General features: G+C 66.5%; 22 protein-coding genes. 9 read left to right on the forward strand and 13 right to left on the reverse strand.

What is annotated here, in order from left to right:
• Positions 1-4 precede the first annotated feature (4 nt).
• Positions 5-373, forward strand: coding sequence for a hypothetical protein (locus ABD974_RS06195; protein WP_345302432.1), 369 nt, complete (start codon positions 5-7; stop codon positions 371-373).
• 22 nt (positions 374-395) lie between these two features.
• On the opposite strand, the gene ABD974_RS06200 is transcribed toward ABD974_RS06195, so the two are convergent.
• The 3 genes from ABD974_RS06200 to ABD974_RS06210 form a co-directional block, all read right to left on the reverse strand.
• Entirely contained in the window at positions 396-1,607 is a 1,212-nt protein-coding gene (locus tag ABD974_RS06200; protein WP_345302433.1) for an NAD(P)/FAD-dependent oxidoreductase, read from the reverse strand.
• A 69-nt stretch (positions 1,608-1,676) separates the two neighbouring features.
• The gene (locus ABD974_RS06205) at positions 1,677-1,895 is read right to left on the reverse strand and encodes a YdcH family protein (protein WP_345302434.1); all 219 of its coding nucleotides are present in this window, start codon (positions 1,893-1,895) and stop codon (positions 1,677-1,679) included.
• A 93-nt stretch (positions 1,896-1,988) separates the two neighbouring features.
• A complete protein-coding gene (locus ABD974_RS06210) occupies positions 1,989-2,318 on the reverse strand; it encodes a hypothetical protein (protein WP_345302435.1) in 330 nt (109 codons plus the stop codon).
• A 314-nt stretch (positions 2,319-2,632) separates the two neighbouring features.
• Here ABD974_RS06210 and ABD974_RS06215 point away from each other — a divergent pair, with 314 nt between their 5' ends.
• Positions 2,633-2,800, forward strand: coding sequence for a DUF1328 family protein (locus ABD974_RS06215; protein ID WP_345302436.1), 168 nt, complete (start codon positions 2,633-2,635; stop codon positions 2,798-2,800).
• An 88-nt stretch (positions 2,801-2,888) separates the two neighbouring features.
• Here ABD974_RS06215 and ABD974_RS06220 read toward each other — a convergent pair whose 3' ends face one another.
• The 6 genes from ABD974_RS06220 to ABD974_RS06245 all read right to left on the reverse strand — a co-directional run bounded on the left by ABD974_RS06220 (position 2,889) and on the right by ABD974_RS06245 (position 9,464).
• The gene (locus ABD974_RS06220) at positions 2,889-3,986 is read right to left on the reverse strand and encodes a hybrid sensor histidine kinase/response regulator (protein WP_345302437.1); all 1,098 of its coding nucleotides are present in this window, start codon (positions 3,984-3,986) and stop codon (positions 2,889-2,891) included.
• Entirely contained in the window at positions 3,976-6,174 is a 2,199-nt protein-coding gene (locus ABD974_RS06225; RefSeq protein WP_345302438.1) for an ATP-binding protein, read from the reverse strand. Before ABD974_RS06225 ends, ABD974_RS06220 begins: the two co-directional genes overlap by 11 nt.
• A 79-nt stretch (positions 6,175-6,253) precedes the next feature.
• Positions 6,254-6,775 (reverse strand): TspO/MBR family protein, encoded by a 522-nt coding sequence (locus tag ABD974_RS06230; protein ID WP_345302439.1) that lies wholly within the window; start codon positions 6,773-6,775, stop codon positions 6,254-6,256.
• Between the two features lie 68 nt (positions 6,776-6,843).
• The gene (locus ABD974_RS06235) at positions 6,844-8,187 is read right to left on the reverse strand and encodes a sigma-54-dependent transcriptional regulator (protein ID WP_345302440.1); all 1,344 of its coding nucleotides are present in this window, start codon (positions 8,185-8,187) and stop codon (positions 6,844-6,846) included.
• Positions 8,188-8,815: 628 nt separating this feature from the next.
• On the reverse strand, positions 8,816-9,022 hold the full coding sequence (locus ABD974_RS06240; protein ID WP_345302441.1) for a CsbD family protein: 207 nt from the start codon (positions 9,020-9,022) through the stop codon (positions 8,816-8,818).
• A gap of 73 nt (positions 9,023-9,095) precedes the next feature.
• Positions 9,096-9,464 (reverse strand): BON domain-containing protein, encoded by a 369-nt coding sequence (locus ABD974_RS06245; RefSeq protein ID WP_345302442.1) that lies wholly within the window; start codon positions 9,462-9,464, stop codon positions 9,096-9,098.
• A 229-nt stretch (positions 9,465-9,693) separates the two neighbouring features.
• On the opposite strand from ABD974_RS06245, the gene ttcA reads away from it, so the two are divergent.
• The 3 genes from ttcA to ABD974_RS06260 all read left to right on the forward strand — a co-directional run bounded on the left by ttcA (position 9,694) and on the right by ABD974_RS06260 (position 12,475).
• Entirely contained in the window at positions 9,694-10,590 is an 897-nt protein-coding gene (ttcA, locus tag ABD974_RS06250) for a tRNA 2-thiocytidine(32) synthetase TtcA (RefSeq protein WP_345302443.1), read from the forward strand.
• Between the two features lie 122 nt (positions 10,591-10,712).
• On the forward strand, positions 10,713-11,618 hold the full coding sequence (locus ABD974_RS06255) for a recombination-associated protein RdgC (protein ID WP_345302444.1): 906 nt from the start codon (positions 10,713-10,715) through the stop codon (positions 11,616-11,618).
• A 71-nt stretch (positions 11,619-11,689) separates the two neighbouring features.
• On the forward strand, positions 11,690-12,475 hold the full coding sequence (locus ABD974_RS06260) for a M48 family metallopeptidase (RefSeq protein WP_345302445.1): 786 nt from the start codon (positions 11,690-11,692) through the stop codon (positions 12,473-12,475).
• Between the two features lie 111 nt (positions 12,476-12,586).
• Here ABD974_RS06260 and ABD974_RS06265 read toward each other — a convergent pair whose 3' ends face one another.
• Positions 12,587-13,423 carry an alpha/beta fold hydrolase gene (locus ABD974_RS06265; RefSeq protein WP_345302446.1) on the reverse strand — a complete coding sequence of 279 codons (837 nt, stop codon included), beginning with the start codon at positions 13,421-13,423 and terminating at the stop codon, positions 12,587-12,589.
• Positions 13,423-14,427, reverse strand: a complete 1,005-nt coding sequence (gene hemH / locus ABD974_RS06270) for a ferrochelatase (protein ID WP_345302447.1) — start codon at positions 14,425-14,427, stop codon at positions 13,423-13,425. Before hemH ends, ABD974_RS06265 begins: the two co-directional genes overlap by 1 nt.
• Before the next feature lie 161 nt (positions 14,428-14,588).
• Here hemH and ABD974_RS06275 point away from each other — a divergent pair, with 161 nt between their 5' ends.
• From ABD974_RS06275 to tatC, 4 genes are all read left to right on the forward strand, one after another.
• Positions 14,589-15,443 (forward strand): lipid-binding SYLF domain-containing protein, encoded by an 855-nt coding sequence (locus ABD974_RS06275; protein WP_345302448.1) that lies wholly within the window; start codon positions 14,589-14,591, stop codon positions 15,441-15,443.
• A gap of 103 nt (positions 15,444-15,546) precedes the next feature.
• The gene (gene tatA, locus ABD974_RS06280; protein WP_345302449.1) at positions 15,547-15,771 is read left to right on the forward strand and encodes a Sec-independent protein translocase subunit TatA; all 225 of its coding nucleotides are present in this window, start codon (positions 15,547-15,549) and stop codon (positions 15,769-15,771) included.
• Between the two features lie 21 nt (positions 15,772-15,792).
• On the forward strand, positions 15,793-16,272 hold the full coding sequence (gene tatB, locus ABD974_RS06285; RefSeq protein WP_345302450.1) for a Sec-independent protein translocase protein TatB: 480 nt from the start codon (positions 15,793-15,795) through the stop codon (positions 16,270-16,272).
• Complete coding sequence (gene tatC, locus ABD974_RS06290) at positions 16,259-17,011, forward strand: twin-arginine translocase subunit TatC (protein ID WP_345302451.1); 753 nt, start codon at positions 16,259-16,261, stop codon at positions 17,009-17,011. Before tatB ends, tatC begins: the two co-directional genes overlap by 14 nt.
• A gap of 47 nt (positions 17,012-17,058) precedes the next feature.
• Here the strand turns inward: tatC and ABD974_RS06295 are convergent, their stop codons facing one another.
• A complete protein-coding gene (locus tag ABD974_RS06295) occupies positions 17,059-17,724 on the reverse strand; it encodes a hypothetical protein (protein WP_345302452.1) in 666 nt (221 codons plus the stop codon).
• Positions 17,725-18,677: 953 nt separating this feature from the next.
• Entirely contained in the window at positions 18,678-20,345 is a 1,668-nt protein-coding gene (locus ABD974_RS06300) for an MFS transporter (RefSeq protein ID WP_345302453.1), read from the reverse strand.
• Positions 20,346-20,368 lie beyond the last annotated feature (23 nt).

The raw sequence follows: 20,368 nt of genomic DNA on the forward strand, positions 1-20,368 counted from the left end.
AGACATGGCGATCTGGAACTGCACCAGCTGCGGCGAAGACAACGATTCCGAGTTCGGCATCTGCTGGAACTGCGGCCTGCCCGCGGACGGCGGCGTGCACGACGCGACCTTCGTCGACGGCGACGCGCTGCTGGTCGACGACGAAACCCCCGCATTGCGCGAACTCGCCTGCGCGCGCTGCGGCGCGGCGATGCAGGCGCTCGGCCGTCTGCGCCTGCACGAGAGCTCGCTGACGCTGCCGGTGATCCACGGCCCGCTCGGCGAACGCGTGATCGACCGCCAGGCCTTCGACGCCTACACCTGCACGAGGCCGGATTGCGGCAAGGTCGAATTCTTCACGATCGCGCTGACCGAAGTCTCGATGCAGGGCTGAGGCCGCGGCGTCGGATGCGCGCTCAGCGCAGGCGTTCGAAGGAAAAGAATGCCGCCAAGGGATGCTTGCGCCGTTCGATCCGCGCGCGCAGGAGCTCCGCCCCGATCATCGAGTAGGTGATGCCGTTGCCGCCGTAGGCCATCGCGAAATGCACCCGCGGCCCGAGCTGCGGATGCGGGCCGAAGAACGGCAGGCCATCCGCGGTTTCGGCGAACGTGCCCGCCCACGAGAACGCCGGCTGCATCGGCAGGTGCGGAAACAACGCTTCGACCTTCTTCCGCAATCGGCGCGCCTTGCCCTCGACGCGGCGGTCGCGGCGCGACGGGATGTCGACCGCATCGTCTTCGCCGCCGACCAGCAGGCGTCGGTCGCCGGTGCTGCGCAGATACAGATACGGCCGCGCCGATTCCCACACCATCGTGTCGCGCAGCGGGCCGAGGACATCGGCATCGATGGGATCGGTGATGAAGGCATAACTGCTTCGATTCTTCGCCACGCGCGCGCGCAGCCAGCGCTGGTTGGCGTAACCCGCCGCGAGCACCACGTGTTTGGCGCGAATGCCGACACCCTCGGTGGTGCGCAGGTCGACGCCACGCGCGGTCGGATGCAGCGTGTCGATCGTGGTGCGGTCGTACACCGCTCCGCCGCGTTTCGACACCGCCGCCAGCAGGCGGTAGGCCATGCGATAGGGATCGACCCGCGCCGCCAGCGCGCTGAGGATCGCACCCGGCGCGTCGATCGCGAACCCGGCGCGGAGTGCGTCGCGTTCCAGCCAGCGCACGTCGAAGCCGTGGCGCCGGCGCAGATCGCATTCCTCGCGCATCGCCGCCACGTCGCGGCGACGGCTGGCGAAATAGAGACTCGACATGCGCGCGAAATCGACATCGCCGAGCTTGCGGGCCAATGCCTGCAGCGCGGGGATCGCATCGGCGCAGGCGCGATAGGCGGCCACCGCCTGCGCTTCGCCGTAGCGCTTCGCCAGGTCGATCATGTGGGTGTCGATTTCGTACTGCAGCAGGGCCGTGCTCGCGGCCGTGCTGCCCCATCCGATGTCGCGCTGTTCGACGACGGCCACCGCATGCCCGTGGCTCGACAGTGCGTGCGCGATGAGCGCGCCGGTGATGCCGCCCCCGACCACCGCCACGTCGCACGCGATGTCGGACGACACTTTCGGAAAGGCCTGCATCAGGCCGTTCTTGACGGCCCAGAAGGGATACCCGCTTTTCAGATCCACACTACCGTCCTTCGCTGCGCGCATCGCACGCCGCCGATCGCGTCGCCGACATGGAGTCAGCGGAAAAGATCAGGCCGGTTCGTCCGGAATCAATGCCGACTCCAACCGGATGATGGTGTCCTTGAGCTGCAGCTTGCGTTTCTTCAGGCGCTTCACCGCGAGTTCGTCGGCGGCGATGGTCTCGTGCAGACGCTCGATGGCCAGGTCCAAATCGCGATGCTCGATGCGCAATTCGGTCAGGCGCTGGGCGACTCGGGCGATCTCGGCGGGGTCGGAAAGGCGGGTCATGGCGCGAGCTTAGCACCGGTCCCGCGGCATCGGGACCGGGCGGGAAAAGGCAGGCCCGCAGCGCCGCGACCGGTCGGGCGCGGTCCGACGCGTTCAACGGTCCGAGACGTAGAGCGCGGCTTCGGAGATCTGCTGGCCATCCGTCAACGCGCCTTCGGTATCGACCGAGACCTGCACGCCTTCGGGCGCGCCATCGCCGACGCCGGCATCGGCCACCGTGGCGACCCGGCTCTCCACGACCGCGATCGGCAGCAGCGAGGCGTGACGGTCCTGCGGCGGCACGTCGATGGCCGACAGCGCCGACGACAGCGCCCAGGCGAACAGCAGGGTCCAGACGGCGGTCATCGCCAGCAGCGCGCGCCTGCGGCGGCGGCGGCGCGACGAACGCGGGCTCGGGAATGTGCGGATGAGTGCGTTGGACATGACGGGATCCTCGCGGGGGGCACTCCAACACCATCAAATAGCGTGCCATTCCTAACCACGCGATTTTCAAGGCGAAGAGGACGCGGCCCGGCTTCTGCGGCCGTGCGCGCTGCATGGGCGCGTGCAGAATGCGGCGGCCGCACCCCACGCACCCGTGGCCGCAACGGCGCGCGGCCGCCGGAGGTCCGCCGCAAGTCGCTGAAAACGCGGGCGTTGCCGACCGTTCACCACCGGATGCGCGATGGCACGCGTTTTGATGGTGTCTCTTCGTGCCCGCGGTCGCGGGCCGCAGTCCATCCCCCGAGGAGAATCTCATGCTGTACTACACACTCGTCTTTCTGGTCGTCGCGCTCATCGCCGGCGTGCTCGGCTTCGGCGGCATCGCCGGCGCAGCCGCCGGCATCGCGAAGATCCTGTTCTTCGTCTTCCTGGTGTTGTTCGTGCTGTCGCTGATCTTCGGCCGCCGAAAAGTCAGCGTCTGACGCCGCCCGCGCCCGCGGCGCTTCGCCGCGGGTCGCACGGCGATCGAGATGTCGATCCGGTCCGGCCGGTCCCTCCGGCCGCGGCCGCTCAGGCCAAGGTCAACTCGAACACGAAGGTCGCACCGCCGCCGAGGCGGTCCTCATACCAGAGATCGCCGCCCATGGTGCGTGCGCGCTGTTTCGCCAGCGCAAGACCGAGGCCGGTGCTGCTCTCGCCGCCGGTAGGCGTCGCGCTGAGCCGCACGTAGCGTTTGAACAGGCGCTCGCGGTCCTGCCTGGAGATTCCCGGCCCGCGGTCGTGGACCGACACCGCGCCATACTGACCGCGTCGCGCGACCGTCACCGCCACTTCGCTGCCCGGTGGCGCGTACTTGATCGCGTTCGACAGCATGTTCTGCAATACGTGCCCGGCACCGGCCTGTTCGGCCAGCACGCATGGATCCGGTTCTTCCACCGATAACTGCAAGGCGATGCCCTTGCGCTCGGCCTGCTGCGACAACAGCGCGATCGCCCCGCGCGCGAGACCCGCTGCGGACAGCGGCAGCAACTGCACGCCCTGCGATTGATTGCCCTGCTGATCGAGAAAGGCCTGCAGGAAGAGCACGCCGGCATCGGCCGACTCCCGGATCGAGGCCGCCAGGCGTTGCCGGGCGTCGTCGGGCAGACCGGGTTCGTGCAGCATGTCGGCGGAGAACAGGATGTTGGCGAAATGATTGCGCAGGTCGTGACTGACGATCTCGGCCATGCGCTGGCGCTCTTCGGCGACGCGCGCCAGCCGCTCGCGCGATCGCTTCAGATCGAGATGGGTGCGCACGCGCGCCAGCAGTTCTTCGGCGATGAAAGGTTTGGTGATGTAGTCGACCGCGCCGGCGGAGAACGCGCGGACCAAGCTGTCGCGCTCGTGATCGGCGGTGAGGAACACCACCGGCACGTCTCGGGTCTGCGGCATCGCATGCAGGCCCTCGAGCACGGCGAAGCCGTCGAGACCGGGCATTCGCATGTCCAGGAGGACCAGATCCGGCGGGCTGCGCTCGGCCAGCGCCAGCGCCTCGCGACCGTCGAGCACCGGCACCACGTCGTAATCGGCGTGGGTCAGCAGTTGTCCGACCACCTGCAGGTTGGCGCTCTGGTCGTCGATCATCATCACCACCGGCAAGGCCACCGGGGACTGGAACCTAGTGGGCATCGCCCTCTCCCTTCGCTTCTTGTTGCGACGCGTGCTGGTCGTCGTCGTCGGGCCACGCGGCCAGCCGGTCCAACACCGTCTTCATCTGATGCACGTCGAAGCGTTGTACCGCCAGATGCAGTCGCTGCGCTTCGGCGCCGAGCTCGGCATCGCCGATATCGGCCGCCAGCGCATCGAACAATTTCGAGAACTCGCCGATCTCGCGGACGCGCATGCGCTGGCGCAGCGCCTGCAGCGGCGCGGCGCGGACCGTCCGCCATTCCGCCAACGCCCTGTCGCGACGATCGGCCATGCTCGCGGAATCGACGATCGTCGTCGCGGCCGGCGCGGCCGACGTCGCATCCTCGCCCTCGCGCGTGCCGAACAGCGCGCGCAACGCACCGAACAGTTCGATCGGCGCATAAGGTTTGCGGATGTAGCCGTCGAAGCGCAGCGGGCGCATGCCATCCTCGTCGATGAGACTCGACGCGGTGACCGCGATCACGCGGGTATCGCGCAGCACGGGATCGGCCCGGATGGCCTCGACCGCGCGATCGCCGTTCATGCTCGGCATGCGCAGATCCATCAGCACCACATCGGGACGGAACATGCGCGTCATCGCGACCGCTTCCAGGCCGTCGCGCGCGACCGCGATCTCGTGCCGGCTGCCCTGGAAATAACCTTTCGCGACTTCGATATTCCACTCGACGTCGTCGACCACGAGGACCTTCAACGTCGGCAGCACGTCGAAATCGGCCCGCTCGCCGGCCTCGACGGCGGACAGTGCGGGCGTCGGCACCGCAGGCAGCAGATCCGGAATGTCGATGCGGAACGTGGCGCCCTGGCCCGGACGGCTGGCGACGTGGATGCGGCCGTGCATGAGATCGACCAGCCGCTTGGTGATGCTGAGTCCGAGGCCCGTGCCCTGCCGCGGTTTTCCGTCGAGACTGTCGGCCTGGTAGAACGGTTCGAAGATCCGCGCCTGCTCGTCGGGGTCGATGCCGGTACCGCTGTCCTGCACCGAAATCCGCAGATCGCGCCCATCGCCGAGCGGCGACGGCAGCATCGTCACCCGCACGACGACCTCGCCGGCTTCGGTGTACTTCACCGCATTGCTGAGCAGGTTCATCAGGATCTGGCGCAGGCGCTGCGCGTCCACCGCCACCGGCACCAGTTCGGCGTTTTCGATCTCGCAGCGCAGCAGCAGGCCCTTGGCCTCGGCCATCGGCTCGAACAGGCCGGCGCTCTCGAGGACCAGTTCGGCGACATCGGTGCCCTGCGGGTTGAGCTGCAGCTTGCCGGCCTCGATCTTGGACAGGTCCAGCACATCGTTGATCAGCGCGAGCAGCATCTGCCCGCTCTTGCGGATCGACGCCACCCACTCTTTCTGCAGGGGCTCGTTGACGTGATCGGCGAGGAGTTGCGCGAAACCGAAGATGGCGTTCATCGGCGTGCGGATCTCGTGGCTCATATTGGCGAGAAACGCGCTCTTCTCGTCGCTGGCCCGCCGCGCCTGCGCTGCGCGCAGCTCGACGATCAGCGCGTTCTCGGCCTCGCGCTGCGCGCGCCGCAGCGCCACGAAACCGAGCAGTCCGGCGAACAGCGCCAGGCCGTTGGCGATCAGCAGGGTGGCGTTGGTCTGTTTCACCAGCGAATCGCGATTGGCCTGGCGTTCGGCGAGCAGGCGACCTTCCTCTTCGGCCATCTCGTCGATCGTCCTGCGCATGCGGTCGACGATATCCTCGCCGCGACCGTCCCGCAGCCGACGGATGGCGGCACGGTCGTCGCCGCGGCGCATGTCTTCCTGTTTGATTTCGACCGAGCGCCGCGCGCGCGCGCGCAATCGCTCGTAATCGGCCTGCAGCCACGACAGGGCTTTCTGGTGGTGGTCGTTGTCGCTCGCGAGGGACTTCAGGCGCAAGACGCCCTCGCCGACGTTGCCGAGATGCGTCTCCAGACCGTCTCGATGCATTTTCAGACCGCCGACCATGTAGCGCAGGCCGTCCGCTTCCATCAGGCCGAGTTCGCGCTGCAATGCCGAGAGTTCGTCGCGTACCGCGAGGGTGTGCGTGATCCAGTCGATCGAATCCCGGAGCGCGTTGATCGAACGGACGGAGACGACGGACGTGATCGCGATGACCACGAACGCAAGCGCCAGCAAACCGGTATTGGTCCGGTTGCGGAACTGGGTCTTGCTCGACAGCGGCATGCGGGCCCGGTCCTGTGTCCGTGGAATCGGTGGGTGGAAGCGGTGGGTGAAAGCGGCGCGCGCATCGTGCGCGCACGCGTCATGCGTTCATCAGCCAGATCGTACCGTTCAGGACCAGCGCGAACGAGACCCAGAGCAGATAAGGCAACAGCAGATAGCCGGCCAGCGGGCGCACGCGACCGAAGGCGAGCATGGTGGTGAGCAGCGCGATCCACAGCAGGCAGATGTCGACGAACGCCAGGCCCGGGCTGTGCAGGCCGAAGAACAGCGGCGTCCACAGCAGGTTCAGCACGAACTGCACCGCGAACAGGGTGCTTGCGCGACGACGCTGCACGGGGTCGGCATCGCGGTCGCGGCGCACCAGCCACAGCGCCACCGCCATCATCAGATACAGCGCGGACCAGACCGGACCGAACAGCCATGCCGGCGGATTGAAAGTCGGCTTGAGCAGCGCCAAGTACCAGGCATCCGGCGCGAACAGGGCGCCGGTACCGGCGCCGAGCCCGAGCAACAACGACATCCATGCGAACAGCGTCAGCCCATCGCCGAGCGGCGTGGTGGAAAAGTCGCCGGAGGCGGGTTCGGGACGGGGGTCTTTCATGCGGGGAACAACCTTTGGTGCGGGACAAGCACCGCCGCGCGCGGCGACGGGAACGGGTGGGAGGAGGATCAGAAACCGTAGAGCTTGCGCTTGCGGTACAGGGTGGACGCGTCGATGCCGAGCGTGCGCGCCGCCGCGTCCAGACTGTCGCTGGCGGCGAGGATGCGTTCGATGTGCAGCTTCTCCAGCGCTTCCAGCGACATCAGTGCCCCCGGCTGGGCTTCGGCGCGCAGCGCGGTATTGAGCGCGAGCAGATCCGGGCCGATTTCCTCGCCACGGCCGAGGATCACCGCGCGCTCCATCATGTTCTGCAGTTCGCGCACGTTGCCGGGCCAGGCGTAGGTACGCAGTTTCGACAGCGCCGATGCCGACAGCCGTCGCGGCGGCAGGCCGTAGTCGGCGGCGTAGCGGCGGATGAAACCGTTGGCGAGATCTTCGAGGTCTTCCTGGCGCTCGCGCAGCGGCGGCAGGGTGATGCTGATGACGTTGAGGCGATAGAGCAGGTCGAGCCGGAACTGGTTCTCGCGCACCATCGCTTCGAGATCGCGGTTGGTGGCGGCGACGATGCGCACGTCGGCCTTGCGGGTGGCCGGATCGCCGACGCGCTCGTATTCCTTGTCCTGGATGAAGCGCAGCAGCTTGGGCTGCAGCGACAGCGGGAAATCGCCGATCTCGTCGAGGAAGACGGTGCCGCCATCGGCATGGGAGATGCGGCCGACGGTGCTTTGCACCGCGCCGGTGAACGAGCCCTTGGAATGGCCGAAGAGTTCGCTTTCCATCAGCTCCGCCGACAGCGACGGGCAGTTGACGGTCACGAATTCGGCGGCGGCGCGGGCGCTGGCGCGGTGCACCGCGCGGGCGAGCACACCCTTGCCGGTGCCGCTTTCGCCCAGCACCAGCAGGTTGGCGTCGGTGCGCGCCACCTGCAGCGCCATGTCGATGGCGGCCTGCATCGCCGGATTGCGGCTCGCGAGTTCCGGCGCGGCGCCGACTTCGCGCTCCAGCGTGTCCAGACGATCGAGCATGCGCCGGGTCTCGATCTGGCGCGCCACCGCGATCCGCAGTTGTTCGGGCGAACAGGGCTTGACCAGATAATCGGCGGCGCCCAGCCCGATCGCCTTCACCGCATCCTCGACACCGCTGTTGGCGGTCACCATGACCACCCGCATCTGCGGCGCGAGTTCGGCGAAGCGCGGCAGCGCTTCGATGCCCGAGTCGTAACCGATGTTGTGATCGAGCAGGCAGACCTGGAAGGGCCGGGTCGCGGCCAGACGCAGGCCGTCGGCGAGATTGTCGGCGGTCTCGACGCTGTAACCGTCGCGCGCCAGCGCGAGCGAGAAGTTCTCGAGTAGACGGGTGTCGTCGTCGATGGCGAGGATGCGGCCTGCCGGCTTCGCTGCGGTTTTCGGCACGTGGGGCGGCTCCGTGGGCTGCGGGGCGGACCCCACTATATCGGCGCCCCCCGGGACATGCCCGATGGTGCCGAGGATGGCCATCGGGGACACCGGACGCGGGCGGGGGGTGCGGGCAACGGTATCGGTGGACATGCGGGAATCCTTGGAGGCGGGCAGGACGACGGTCGACACGATCGCGCACGACTTCCGCCATGGCGTCGATCCGGGCGAATGCGGACAGGGAACAAACCGGCGCAAGACGCATGCCAGTCGCAAACCCTTGGTTTTGCAGGCGGGCGAACGACCGTCTCCGTGCGTCGCGCACGATCTTCGCGCCCGAACCATGCATCTCGCACGACCCATCGCGCGGTCGCAAAAAAAAGCCGCCCCGGGGGAGACGGGGCGGCAAGACCGGTGTTGCGGTCGTTGAGGGACCTCGCGGGTGGGGACACAACCTCCGCGCATGCGACCCGTGGCGCAGCGCGCGGGACCCGCACCCGTCCGCTCGGGAACATTCCACCGGGGAACATCCGGAGTCCGACACGGACGGATTGGGTGGGATCGGCGGGCTTCACGGGGGGAGGACGCGAAGCCCGGCCGGAACCGCCGCGCGCCTGCACGGGCGCGGGGCGGAGAGCGCGGAAGGTCAGTGCGGACCGATGTGCTTCTCGAAATCCTTCACCTGCTGCATGGCGATGTCCTTGGTCACGCCGTAGCGCTCCTGGACCTTGCCGGCGAGGTATTCGCGGTTGCCTTCGGCGACGGTGAGGTCGTCGTCGGTCAGCTCGCCCCACTGCTGCTTGATGCGGCCGTTGAGCTGCTTCCACTTGCCTTTGATGATGTCGGTATTCATGGGGGTGTTGTCCTCTTCTGATGGGGGATGGCGCGCGGAGCGCGCCGAACCGTCAAGCGCCGAGGCGCGAAGATCAGGCGCGCGGCTTCACGGTCAGAGTGGTCGCGTCGACGGACTTCACGCCCTTGATCGAACGCGCCACGGCGACGGCCTTCTCGACCTGGGCGTGGCTGTCGAGCTTGCCGCTCAGCGTGACCACGCCATTGGTGGTGGTCACGTTGATGTCGAGGCCCTTGGTTTCCTCGGTCACGAGCAGATCGGCCTTGACCTTGGTCGTGATCCAGCTGTCGCTGACCGGCTGGGCGGATGCTTCGTTGGCCTTGGTCTGCTCGCCGGCCGACGTGGCCGCCATCGCGGTGCCGGCGACGAGCGCCAGCGCCAGTGCGGACGCGAGCGTCAGCGCAGGCATCAGACGGTTGTGTTCGGACAGGGACTTGTTCATGTGGATCTCCGAATCGCTTTGGGGGAATGCCGCACGGCGACACCGCGCCGGCAGGAAAGACTCCTGCATGCCGCGTGCCAATCGGCATCACCCATGCGAATCAATGCGTTACACGCATTCGCGCGTCGTCCCGGCTTGCAATCCGCGCGATATCGCATGCGCGCTGCCCGATCGATGCCGGCCCATGACAACGGTTCGAGGCTAAAATGCGCGGCCCATGAACACCCCCATGCCCCTCTCCGAGCCGCTGCCGCCGCCGGCACGCCGCGCCGCGCACGAAGCCAACCGGCTGGCGAAGCGACTGCGCCATCAGGTCGGCCGCGCGATCGCCGATTTCGGCATGATCGAGGACGGCGACAAGGTGATGGTGTGCCTGTCCGGCGGCAAGGACAGCTACACGATGCTGGACATCCTGCTGCAGCTGCAGAAGAAGGCGCCGGTGTCGTTCTCGATCACCGCGGTGAATCTGGACCAGAAGCAGCCGGGATTTCCCGAACACGTACTGCCTGACTATCTCGCGTCGATCGGGGTCGACTACCGGATCCTCGAACAGGACACCTACTCGGTGGTCACCCGCGTGGTTCCCGAGGGCAAGACCATGTGTTCGCTGTGCTCGCGGCTGCGTCGCGGCGCGCTGTATACGTTTGCAGAGCAGAACGGCTTCACCCGGATCGCGCTGGGACACCACCGCGACGATCTGGTGGCCACCTTCTTCCTCAACCTGTTCTTCCATTCCAAGATCAGCGGCATGCCGCCGAAGCTGCTGAGCGACGACGGCAAGCACGTGGTCATCCGCCCGCTGGCCTACGTGCGCGAAGACGACATCGCCGCCTACGCCGAAGCGCGGAAGTTCCCGATCATCCCCTGCAATCTCTGCGGTTCGCAGGAGAACCTGCAGCGCAAGCAGGTGAAGAAGATGATGGACGCCTGGGAACGCGAAACGCCCGGACGCATCGAACAGATCGCGCGCGCGCTGGGCGACATCCGCCCGTCGCAGCTGAGCGACCCGAAGCTGTTCGACTTCCTCTCGCTCGGCACGCGCGGCGCCGGCGATCTGCCCGATGCGCATGCGTGGCTGGGTGGGGAAAGTCGGGAATCGGACATGGGGAACGGGGAATCGTCGTGAATCCCGTCATCCCGAGGCCGAAGGCCGAGGGACCTGCTTTGCCGTCTTCACGCAACAACCCACAACAGGTCCCTCGGCCTTCGGCCTCGGGGTGACATGATCTTCCACTGCCCGGATACCCGATGTTCTTCAGAAACCTCACGCTCTTCCGTTTCCCCGCGTCCCTGAACTTCGACGACCTTGACACCGGTCTGGCCGAATGCCTGCTCAAGCCGGTCGGCGCGCTGGAACTGTCCTCGCGCGGCTTCGTCTCACCGTTCGGGCGCGGCGAGGGCGAGGCGCTGTCGCGCCGCATCGACGACGCGATCTGGGTCGCCACCGGCAGCGAGGACAAGATCCTGCCCGGCTCGGTGGTCAACGACATGCTGCAGAAGAAACTCGCCGAGATCGAGGAAAAGGAAGGCCGCAAGCTCGGCGGCCGCGCGCGCAAGCGGCTGAAGGAAGATCTGGTGCACGAACTGCTGCCGCGCGCGTTCGTGAAGCCCGGCCGCACCGACGCGCTGATCGACTGCCGCAACGGCTTCATCGCCATCGATACCTCCTCGCGCAAGAGCGGCGAAGCGGTGGTGTCCGACGTGCGTCACGCGCTGGGCAGCTTCCCGGCGCTGCCGCTGAACGCGGAAGTCGCGCCTCGCTCGATCCTCACCGGCTGGATCGCCGGCGACACCCTGCCCCATGGCCTCTCGCTGGGCGACGAATGCGAACTGCGCGATCCCACCGACCACGGCGCAGTGGTGAAATGCCAGCATCAGGAGCTGCAGAGCGACGAGATCGCCAAGCATCTGGAAGCCGGCAAGCAGGTCACGCGCCTGGCGCTCACGCTCGACGATCATCTCAGTTTCGTGCTCGGCGAGGATCTGGTGATCCGCAAGCTGAAATTCCTGGATGGCGCCGTGGATCAACTCGAATCCACCGAGCGCGACGATCTGCGCGCGGAACTCGACGCGCGGTTCGCGCTGTTCAGCGGCGAAGTGCGGCGCCTGTTCCTGACCCTCGAACCCGCGCTGAAACTGTCGAAGGCCGAGTAGGCGAAAGCCCGAACAGGCGATCGGACCATCGTCCCCTTCCGCCGCGCACGCCGCTGCGGTTAGCATGACGCATGCCCTTCCGTTTCCGTCTGCGCACATCCGTCGCGCCCTCGCCCCGTGCGCAACAGCGCGACCGCGTCCCCCTGCGCCTCGACGACGGTCGCGATGTCGAAGTCCTGCGCGTGCGCGATCCGCGCGCGCACCGCATCAAACTCTCGGTCAGCGAGCGCGGCGTGCGGCTCACGCTGCCGGAACGCGCCAGCCTCGTCGCCGGCGATCGTTTCCTCGCCGAACATCGCGGCTGGCTGCACGCACAGCTCACGCGGCTGGTCGACATCGACGATATCGCATTGCGCCGCGACGACACCGCCACACTGCCGCTGCGCGGCGCCGCGGTGCCGCTGCGCTGGGAACGCGGGCGGTTCACCGCGCTGCAGCGCGACGACGACGCGCTGGTGTTCATGACCACCGCCCGCGCCGGCGATGCGGCCCTGCGCCGCGCGCTGCGCGATTTCTACGAAGCCGAAGCCCGCGCCGACATCGGCCGCTGGATGCCGCGCTATCTTCCGTCGCTGCCGCGCGCCCCGCGCCGGGTGCAGTTGAAGGTGATGAGCTCGCAGTGGGGTTCGCTGGCGCCGGACGGCACCGTCGCCCTGGATCTGTCGCTGGTGCTGGCGCCGCCGCCGGCGTTCGAATACGTCCTGGTGCACGAGCTGTGCCACCTCATCCACCACGATCATTCGCCCGCCTACTGGCGCGAAGTGGACGCACGCTTTCCCGAGTGGCGCGACCAGCGCGATTACTTCAAGGACGAAGGCCGCCGCCTGAAGGCGACGCTGCAGGCGCTGCTGCGCTGACGAAGACAATCCATGCGGTAGAGCGGGCTTCAGCCCGCTGATTTTTTCCCGACAAGGAACAGCGGGCTGAAGCCCGCTCTACCGGTTTGGTTGGCGGAGACGCCGCCCGGCCTACAGCCCCAGCACCGCGACCACTTCGGCCGGATGGGTCATGTGCAGATGATGGCTGCCCGGCATCGACACGCAGCGGATGTCGCGCACGCAGGCGACGCGCGCGTCGCGCAGCGCGGGCGTGAAATACGGCGGCGGCGGATCCGCGACCAGCAGCGTCGTCGGACAGGCGATCGCGCGCAGGCAGTCGCGGATCTGGGTCTCGCTCATGCGCACCGCGGTCGGCAGGGTCAGGCGCGCATCGCTGCTCCACTCGTAACCGCCTTCGACCGCGCGGATGCCGCGCTCCACCAGCAACCGCGACGACCCTTCGTCCAGTGCGGTGATGCTGGTCTGCATGCGCGCCTGCACCGCGACCTGCGGGTCGCCGAACACACGCTTGCGCTTGCCGTCCAGCGCGCGGCGCTGGATCACCGAATCGCGCAGGCGCGACGCGGTGGTGTCCTCCGCCGCGGCCAGCGGGCCCAGCGCTTCGATCAGGAACAAGCGTTCGATACGCTCCGGCGCGGCCGCGGCGAGCATGCTGGCGATGGCGCCGCCCATGGAATGCCCCAGCACCGCGAACCGGGACCAGCCCAGCGCGTCGGCGGCCGCGAGCAGATCGAGGAGGGTGCTGAACATGCTGTACTCGGCATCGTCCGGGTAATGGAAGCTGCGGCCGTGGCCGGGCATGTCCAGCGCGACGAGGTCGTAGTGCGCGAGCCATGGCGCCATCGGCCGGAAGCTGGCCGCGTTGTCCAGCCAGCCGTGCATCGCCAGCAGTTTCGGCGCATGCGTGCGGTCGTTGCGCAGCGCGGCGAAGCGGCCGCGCGCGCTGTCGATGAAGATCTCGCGCATCAGCGGTTCTCCTCGACCCTGCGCCGGGCGAGCGCGGCCAGCGCGTCGGCATGCGCGGGCGCGGCGTTGAGGCAGGGGATGTAGCGCAGCGCGTCGCCGCCGGCGGCGCGGAACAGCGCGTCGTTCTCCACCGTGATCTCCTCCAGTGTTTCGAGGCAGTCCACCGCGAAGCCGGGGCAGACGATGTCGATCCGCTTCAGGCCCTGCGCGGCCAGCGCTTCCAGGGTCTTGTCGGTATACGGCTGCAGCCACGGTTCGCGACCGAAGCGCGACTGGAAGGTGAGCATCGCCTGCGCCGGTTCGAAACCGGGCACGTCGGCGAGCGCGGCGACGATGGCGTCGACGCTGGCCTGCGATTGCGTCCGGTACGGATCGCCGGCGTCGACGAGGCGCTGCGGAATGCCGTGGAACGAGAACAGCAGACGTTCGCCGCGACCGTGCTGCGCCCAATGCTCGCGGATCGAATCGGCGACCGCCGCGATCCACGCCGGATCGAGGTGGTAATCGACAATGGTGTCGATGCGCAGCGCGTCGCCGGCCTCGCGCGCCAGGCGCTCGGCGACATCGGTGACCGATGCGGTGGTGGTGGTCGAATACTGCGGATACAGCGGCAACAGCACGATCCGGCGCACGCCGTCGGCGCGCAGCGCGGCCACGGTGGCGGCCATCGACGGGTTGCCGTACCGCATCGCCCACGCGACCCGCAGGCCGGGCAGACGGTCCTGCATGGCCGCGGCGAGATCGCGGGTATGCACCGCCAGCGGCGACCCGCCCTCCATCCAGATCTGCGCGTATTTCTTCGCCACCTTCGGCCCGCGCAGCGGCAGGATGATGAAGTGCAGGATCGGGCACCACAGCCAGCGGCTGAGCGCCACCACCCGATGGTCGTGGAGGAATTCCGCCAGATAACGGCGTACGGCGGGCGCGGTGGGCGCATCGGGGGTACCGAGGTTCACCAGCAGGACGGCGGTGTCGGGCACGGAAGCGGGTGTCGTGGGGGTCATGCGCATAGGATGACAGTTGCGCCCGCGGCCGTCAGCGCGGCTTCGCGCGCGGCATTCGCGCAGTCCCCGCGACCGCGGCGGGTACTGCCCGGGTGCGTACTGCCACGGTTCATGGCGCGCGCACTACGCTCGGCCGCAACCCCGCTGGAGACGCCTCCCCCATGTCGCATACGCGTATCGCCGCCCTGTCCCTCGCCCTTTCGCTCGCCTTGGCCGCCCCCGCGCACGCCGGCCCCCGCGAGGATGCCCAGGCCGACAACGCCGTGCGCGTGCTCAACGAGATCCAGGCGATCCCCGAGTCGGGCATTCCCGACAAGCTGCTCGACGAAGCCAAGGCGATCGTGATCGTTCCCGACACCATCAAGGCCGGCCTCGTGCTTGGCGGTCGCCGCGGCCACGGCGTCATGTCGGTACGCACCGCCGACGGCGGCTGGTCGAACCCGAGCTTCGTCAAACTCACCGGCGGCAGCGTGGGCCTGCAGGTGGGCGTGCAGTCCGCCGACGTGGTGCTGGTGTTCCGCAGCGAACGCGGGCTCGATTCCATCGTCAACGGCAAGTTCACCCTCGGCGCCGATGCCGGCGTCGCCGCCGGGCCGTTGGGCCGCAACGCCGCCGCCGCCACCGACGGCCAGATGAAGGCCGAAATCTGGTCCTGGTCGCGCGCCCGCGGCCTGTTCGCCGGGGTCGCGCTCGACGGTGCGGTGCTGTCGATCGACGACGCGGCCAACGAATCCGTCTACGGCCAGGACACCACGCCGCGGATGATCTTCGAGGACCGCGCGCCGCAGGTGCCGTCGCCGGCCGTCGCCGGCGTGCGCGAACGCCTGATCCGCGCCAGCGACACCGCGCGCGCCGCGCGCCAGGACACGCCCGCAGCGGCCCCCGTGCCGACCGTCGCCACCGGCGAGACCATGCCCGCACCCGTGCAGTCGCAAGCGCAGGCACAACCCCAGCCGCAACCGTTCGAACCGGTCGAGAATCCGGCCAAGGTGGAGCCGCTGCCCGGCACGCCCTGACGATCGCCGAACGCGCGGCGATCCCGGTTCCTGAACCGGGGTCCGGGCCCGGGTGTCGCGTCTGCGGTATCCTGAGCGCCTCTACACACACCGAGCAAACGCCATGGGCAGTTGGAGCATCACCCACTGGATCATCGTGCTGGTCATCGTTCTCTTGGTGTTCGGCACCAAGCGCCTGACCAGCGGCGCCAAGGACATCGGCAAAGCGGTCAACGAGTTCAAGAAGGGCATGCGCGAAGAGGACGAGAAGCCCGCGCAGCTGAGCGACCAGTCGAAGCGCGATGCGTCGTCCGAGTCGCAGCGCAACGACGACAACGTCGCGCGCTGAGCCGCCGCGGGCGGCGACCACATGTTCGGCATCGACGGCTGGGAATTGCTGATCATCGGCGTGATCGCGGTGATCGTGCTCGGTCCCGAACGCCTGCCCAAGGCCGCGCGCTTCGCCGGACTGTGGGTGCGGCGGGCGCGGGCGCAGTGGTATTCGGTCAAGAGCGAGCTGGAACGCGAGCTGGCCGCCGAAGAGTTGAAGCGCAGCCTGCAGGACACCCGTCGCGCGGTGGCCGACATCGACGCGGAGATCGGCGACGGCATCCGCAACGCCAGGATCGAGGCCCGGCGCGAGTTCGACGCGATCCGCGGCGACATCGGCCTCGATGCCGGCGACAGGCCGGCGGTGTCGGGCGAATCGGAACCCGGCCCCGTGGACCCGCTGGAATACGCATCGACCGACCATCCGCCGCTCGATCAGCCGCTCGATCAGCCGCTGCCCGCGGCCACGGCCGCAGACGCATCGCTTTCCACGCACGAGACCCGCGATGACCGTGGTTGATCCCGATTCCGTCGACGGTACGCTCATCGGTCATCTCATCGAACTGCGCGCACGCCTGATCCGCGGCGTCGCCGGCCTGCTGGTGGTGTTCCTCGGCCTGCTGCCGTTCGCGAACAAGGTCTACGGCTGGTTCGCGCAGCCGCTGCTGGACAAGCTGCCCAAGGGCGGCCAGCTGATCGCGGTGGAAGTGGCCTCGCCGTTCTTCACCCCGCTGAAACTCGCGTTCTTCGTCGCGATCTTCGCGACCATGCCGTGGCTGCTCTACCAGGCCTGGGCCTTCGTCGCCCCCGGCCTGTACCGGCGCGAGAAACGCCTCGCGCTGCCGCTGCTGGCTTCGGCGCTGGTGCTGTTCTACAGCGGCTGCGCGTTCGCGTTCTTCGTGGTGCTGCCGTCGGTGTTCGGATTCCTGGCCAAGGTCACGCCCGACGGCGTGGCGATGATGACCGACATCAACGCCTACCTCGATTTCGTGCTGGTGATCTTCCTCGCCTTCGGCATCAGCTTCGAGCTGCCGGTGGCGCTGGTCATCCTGGTGATGCTGGGCTGGGTGACGCCGAAGCAGCTGTCGGAATGGCGCGGCTACGCCATCGTCGGCATCTTCATCGTCGCCGCGGTGATCACGCCGCCGGACGTGATCTCGCAGCTGCTGCTCGCGATCCCGATGTGCCTGCTGTACGAGGCGGGCATCATCGCGGCGAAGCTGGTGGCGCGAGGACGAGAAGCCAGCCACGAGCAGTAGGTTCGTGCCCTTTCACCTGATGAGAAAAGGCACGACACATCGGTCATCTAGCCATTTTGTTCGATGGTAGGCCATAGGCTATCTATTAACCTCGCCATCTCTTCTAGTGTTCCGATGGTTTCTACTCGAGGCTCGCTTCCGCGGTAAAGCACTCCAGTAAATAGGTCTAACAGCTCTAGCTGATGCGGTTTAACTTCTACTCCATTTTGCCTCAAGATCCAGTAACCGAATTCCAATGTAAGCCGTGCTTCTTCCGGATTACATTGTTTAGCCTTCTCGTGAAAGTAAATGTAGCGAATTTCGTCGCCTTCTTTTGCCACCAGATGTGGCGACAAGCGAAGCTCAAGACCACGAACTTGCGCGTAATAACGATGCGCAGTAATCAAATTAAGCCGCCGATTCGAATGCGGTGAACTCACGAACGAGTCAAGCACGCGCTTGAGATTGTTTCGCCTTGACTCCTGAGTAACGCGCTCTAATTTTGCTCTCGCACTAAGCAACCCCCTGAGCCCGTCCTTTACTACCTCGCGAATACCATTGATTGCCGGTGCGTAAAAGGGAGGCTTAAATGCTTGTGGCGTTCCTTTCGGAAATTTCAGATCGCGCAAGAATCGCATCTGCTTAGATGCAGGCATGCACATGAAACGTGCGGCGTTTCGATCGGAGAGACGCGGTTTAGGTGTAATAGGAGAAGGTTTTGGAATGGCACTCATCTTGTTTCTTTATCCTCTGGCAATCTACGAATGAAAGAGGGGCGGCCTTACGGCCGCCCCTCTGGTTTCTCATTTACCACGCGATTTCGACGACGACGAAGGAGCTTTATTCCGCTCCCTAACAGTCGTGGCTTTGTGCTTCTCGGCATATTGTTTCGTAACAAACTCGCCGCTCTTCGCACTGCGGTATTGAGTGATCTTCTTCTCAGACATTGCTAGTTGCCTCTCTATAGTTGGGCTGAGTCAATACAACTGCCCAACGAGACACCGACGCTCTCACGCTACAGTGAGAACGTTGACGGCCTTTGGCCGGAGAGGCTGAAGATCTTCGTAGATGCTTTGACGAAAGCTGGTTTTTAAGCCTAAACTTTCGCGTCTGCCAGGACGCAGCACGGGGAAATATTCAGCTGTCCGGACCGTTGGACAGTTTGTTCAGGTTCTTACGTTTTTGGTTGCTGATGCCTCCTTTGCTGTCGGTTGTACTCAAACGCCCCGCCACAAGCGGGGCGTTTGTTTTGAAGCGTCTAAGGCGGCAAGTTTAGACCCGCCTTAACAGTATTGGCAATCCCTTGGCTCGACTGCTAAAACACAAAATGTAGTCTCAAATTATGAGACAAACCAAACATGTTGTGGTTTTACGCTGCTTATCCACAGGCCAATAGCCGGGGTCGAGGTAGGCTTGACATTTCTAGATCCCTCGGGACGAGATTATAGCCAAACACGCAATCCATCACAAAATCTCATTGCGCGGCGAGAACAAACTTGAGCGGCTCTTGGCTATCTTTGGCCATTCGTGGTGACCTTCCGTACTTGGTCGAATCCGTCCAAAAGACAACGCCGGCTTTCGCCGGCGTTGTCTTTTCGCACTTTCGGGCTGGACGCCCACGATCGGAGCGCATGGGCCTGAAAGAAGAGCGTGGGCCTGGCTGAAGAGCTCGGGCCTGAAGGCCCTCCTACTGGGTGATGTCCACGTCCTTGGTCTCGCGCAGGAACAGCGAGCCGACCACGAAGGTCATCGAGGCGATCACGATCGGATACCACAAGCCCTGGTACATGTTGCCGCTGCCGGCCACGAGGGCGAAGGAGATCGTCGGCAGGAAGCCGCCGAACCAGCCGTTGCCGATGTGGTACGGCAGACTCATCGAGGTGTAGCGGATGCGGGTCGGGAACAGCTCGACCAGCCACGCCGCGATCGGGCCGTAGACCATCGTCACGTAGATCACCAGGACGGTCAGGATCAACAGCACCATTGGCTTGTTGATGCGCGCCGGGTCCGCCTTCTCGGGATAACCCGCGGCGGTGAGCGCGCCCTTCAGCGCACCGGTGAAGGCGTCGCCCTTCGCCTTGCCGTCGTCCTTGCTAAGCCCCGCGCCTTCGTAGGCGTCGACCGCGGTCTCGCCGATCTTCACCTGCGCCAGCGAGCCCGCCGGTGCCGACTGGATGGTGTAGGGGATGCCGGCCTTCGCCAGCGCCGCGGTCGCGATGTCGCAGGAATTGCTGAAGACCTTCTTGCCCACCGGATCGAACTGGAACGAACAGGTCCCCGGGTCGGCGACGACCACGGCCGGCGCGCGCGCGCGGGCTTCGTCGATCGCCGGATTGGCGTAGTGGGTCAGCGCCTTGAACAGCGGGAAGTAGGTGAGCGCGGCGATCAGGCAGCCGACCATGATGATCTTCTTGCGGCCGATCTTGTCCGACAGCCAGCCGAACACGATGAAGAACGGCGTACCCAGCAGCAGCGCGGCGGCGATCAGCAGCCACGTGGTGGTGGCGTCGACCTTGAGCGACTGGGTGAGGAAGTACATCGCGTAGAACTGGCCCGCGTACCACACCACCGCCTGGCCGGCGGTCGCGCCGAACAGGGCCAGCACCACGATGCGGCCGTTCTTGCTGAAGAAGCTTTCGGTGATCGGCGCCTTCGACTGCTTGCCTTCCGACTTCATCTGCTGGAACAGCGGCGATTCGTGCAGCTGCATGCGGATCCACACCGACACGCCGAGCAGGACGATCGACAGCAGGAACGGAATGCGCCAGCCCCAGGCTTCGAATTCCTCGGTGCCCAGATAGGTGCGCACGCCGAGGATCACCAGCAGCGACAGGAACAGGCCGATCGTCGCCGTGGTCTGGATGAAGCTGGTGTACAGACCGCGCTTGCCGTGCGGCGCGTGTTCGGCCACGTAGGTGGCGGCGCCGCCGTACTCGCCGCCGAGCGCGAGGCCCTGCAGCAGGCGCAGCGCGATCAGGATGGCCGGCGCGGCGAAACCGATGCTGGCGTAGTTGGGCAGGATGCCGACCAGGAACGTCGACAGGCCCATGATCACGATGGTGACGAGGAAGGTGTACTTGCGACCGACCATGTCGCCGAGACGGCCGAACACGATCGCGCCGAACGGCCGCACCGCGAAACCGGCGGCGAAGGCCAGCAGCGCGAAGATGAAGGCCGAGGTGTCGTTGAGGCCGCTGAAGAACTGCTTGGCGATGATCGCGGCCAGCGATCCGTAGAGGTAGAAGTCGTACCACTCGAAGACGGTGCCGAGACTCGACGCGAAGATGACCTTCTTGTGGCCCTGGGTGAGCGCGCCCGATGCGGGTGCGGCGGGTGTTGCGGTGACACTGGACATGGTCCGTTCCCTCCGGAATGTTG

This window comes from Lysobacter hankyongensis (assembly GCF_039543145.1).
Taxonomy (GTDB): Bacteria; Pseudomonadota; Gammaproteobacteria; order Xanthomonadales; family Xanthomonadaceae; genus Lysobacter_I; species Lysobacter_I hankyongensis.

Excerpts from the sequence above, each read along its gene's own strand:
- ABD974_RS06255 (WP_345302444.1), top strand. The coding sequence starts at position 10,713 with ATGTTCTTCAGAAACCTCACGCTCTTCCGTTTCCCCGCGTCCCTGAAC.
- ABD974_RS06300 (WP_345302453.1), bottom strand. The coding sequence starts at position 20,345 with ATGTCCAGTGTCACCGCAACACCCGCCGCACCCGCATCGGGCGCGCTC.
- tatC (WP_345302451.1), top strand. The coding sequence starts at position 16,259 with ATGACCGTGGTTGATCCCGATTCCGTCGACGGTACGCTCATCGGTCAT.
- ABD974_RS06295 (WP_345302452.1), bottom strand. The coding sequence starts at position 17,724 with ATGAGTGCCATTCCAAAACCTTCTCCTATTACACCTAAACCGCGTCTC.
- ABD974_RS06260 (WP_345302445.1), top strand. The coding sequence starts at position 11,690 with ATGCCCTTCCGTTTCCGTCTGCGCACATCCGTCGCGCCCTCGCCCCGT.
- ABD974_RS06275 (WP_345302448.1), top strand. The coding sequence starts at position 14,589 with ATGTCGCATACGCGTATCGCCGCCCTGTCCCTCGCCCTTTCGCTCGCC.
- hemH (WP_345302447.1), bottom strand. The coding sequence starts at position 14,427 with ATGACCCCCACGACACCCGCTTCCGTGCCCGACACCGCCGTCCTGCTG.
- ABD974_RS06245 (WP_345302442.1), bottom strand. The coding sequence starts at position 9,464 with ATGAACAAGTCCCTGTCCGAACACAACCGTCTGATGCCTGCGCTGACG.
- ABD974_RS06225 (WP_345302438.1), bottom strand. The coding sequence starts at position 6,174 with ATGCCGCTGTCGAGCAAGACCCAGTTCCGCAACCGGACCAATACCGGT.
- ABD974_RS06220 (WP_345302437.1), bottom strand. The coding sequence starts at position 3,986 with ATGCCCACTAGGTTCCAGTCCCCGGTGGCCTTGCCGGTGGTGATGATG.
- ABD974_RS06195 (WP_345302432.1), top strand. The coding sequence starts at position 5 with ATGGCGATCTGGAACTGCACCAGCTGCGGCGAAGACAACGATTCCGAG.
- ttcA (WP_345302443.1), top strand. The coding sequence starts at position 9,694 with ATGCCCCTCTCCGAGCCGCTGCCGCCGCCGGCACGCCGCGCCGCGCAC.
- ABD974_RS06265 (WP_345302446.1), bottom strand. The coding sequence starts at position 13,423 with ATGCGCGAGATCTTCATCGACAGCGCGCGCGGCCGCTTCGCCGCGCTG.
- tatB (WP_345302450.1), top strand. The coding sequence starts at position 15,793 with ATGTTCGGCATCGACGGCTGGGAATTGCTGATCATCGGCGTGATCGCG.
- ABD974_RS06210 (WP_345302435.1), bottom strand. The coding sequence starts at position 2,318 with ATGTCCAACGCACTCATCCGCACATTCCCGAGCCCGCGTTCGTCGCGC.
- ABD974_RS06230 (WP_345302439.1), bottom strand. The coding sequence starts at position 6,775 with ATGAAAGACCCCCGTCCCGAACCCGCCTCCGGCGACTTTTCCACCACG.
- ABD974_RS06240 (WP_345302441.1), bottom strand. The coding sequence starts at position 9,022 with ATGAATACCGACATCATCAAAGGCAAGTGGAAGCAGCTCAACGGCCGC.
- ABD974_RS06215 (WP_345302436.1), top strand. The coding sequence starts at position 2,633 with ATGCTGTACTACACACTCGTCTTTCTGGTCGTCGCGCTCATCGCCGGC.
- ABD974_RS06205 (WP_345302434.1), bottom strand. The coding sequence starts at position 1,895 with ATGACCCGCCTTTCCGACCCCGCCGAGATCGCCCGAGTCGCCCAGCGC.
- tatA (WP_345302449.1), top strand. The coding sequence starts at position 15,547 with ATGGGCAGTTGGAGCATCACCCACTGGATCATCGTGCTGGTCATCGTT.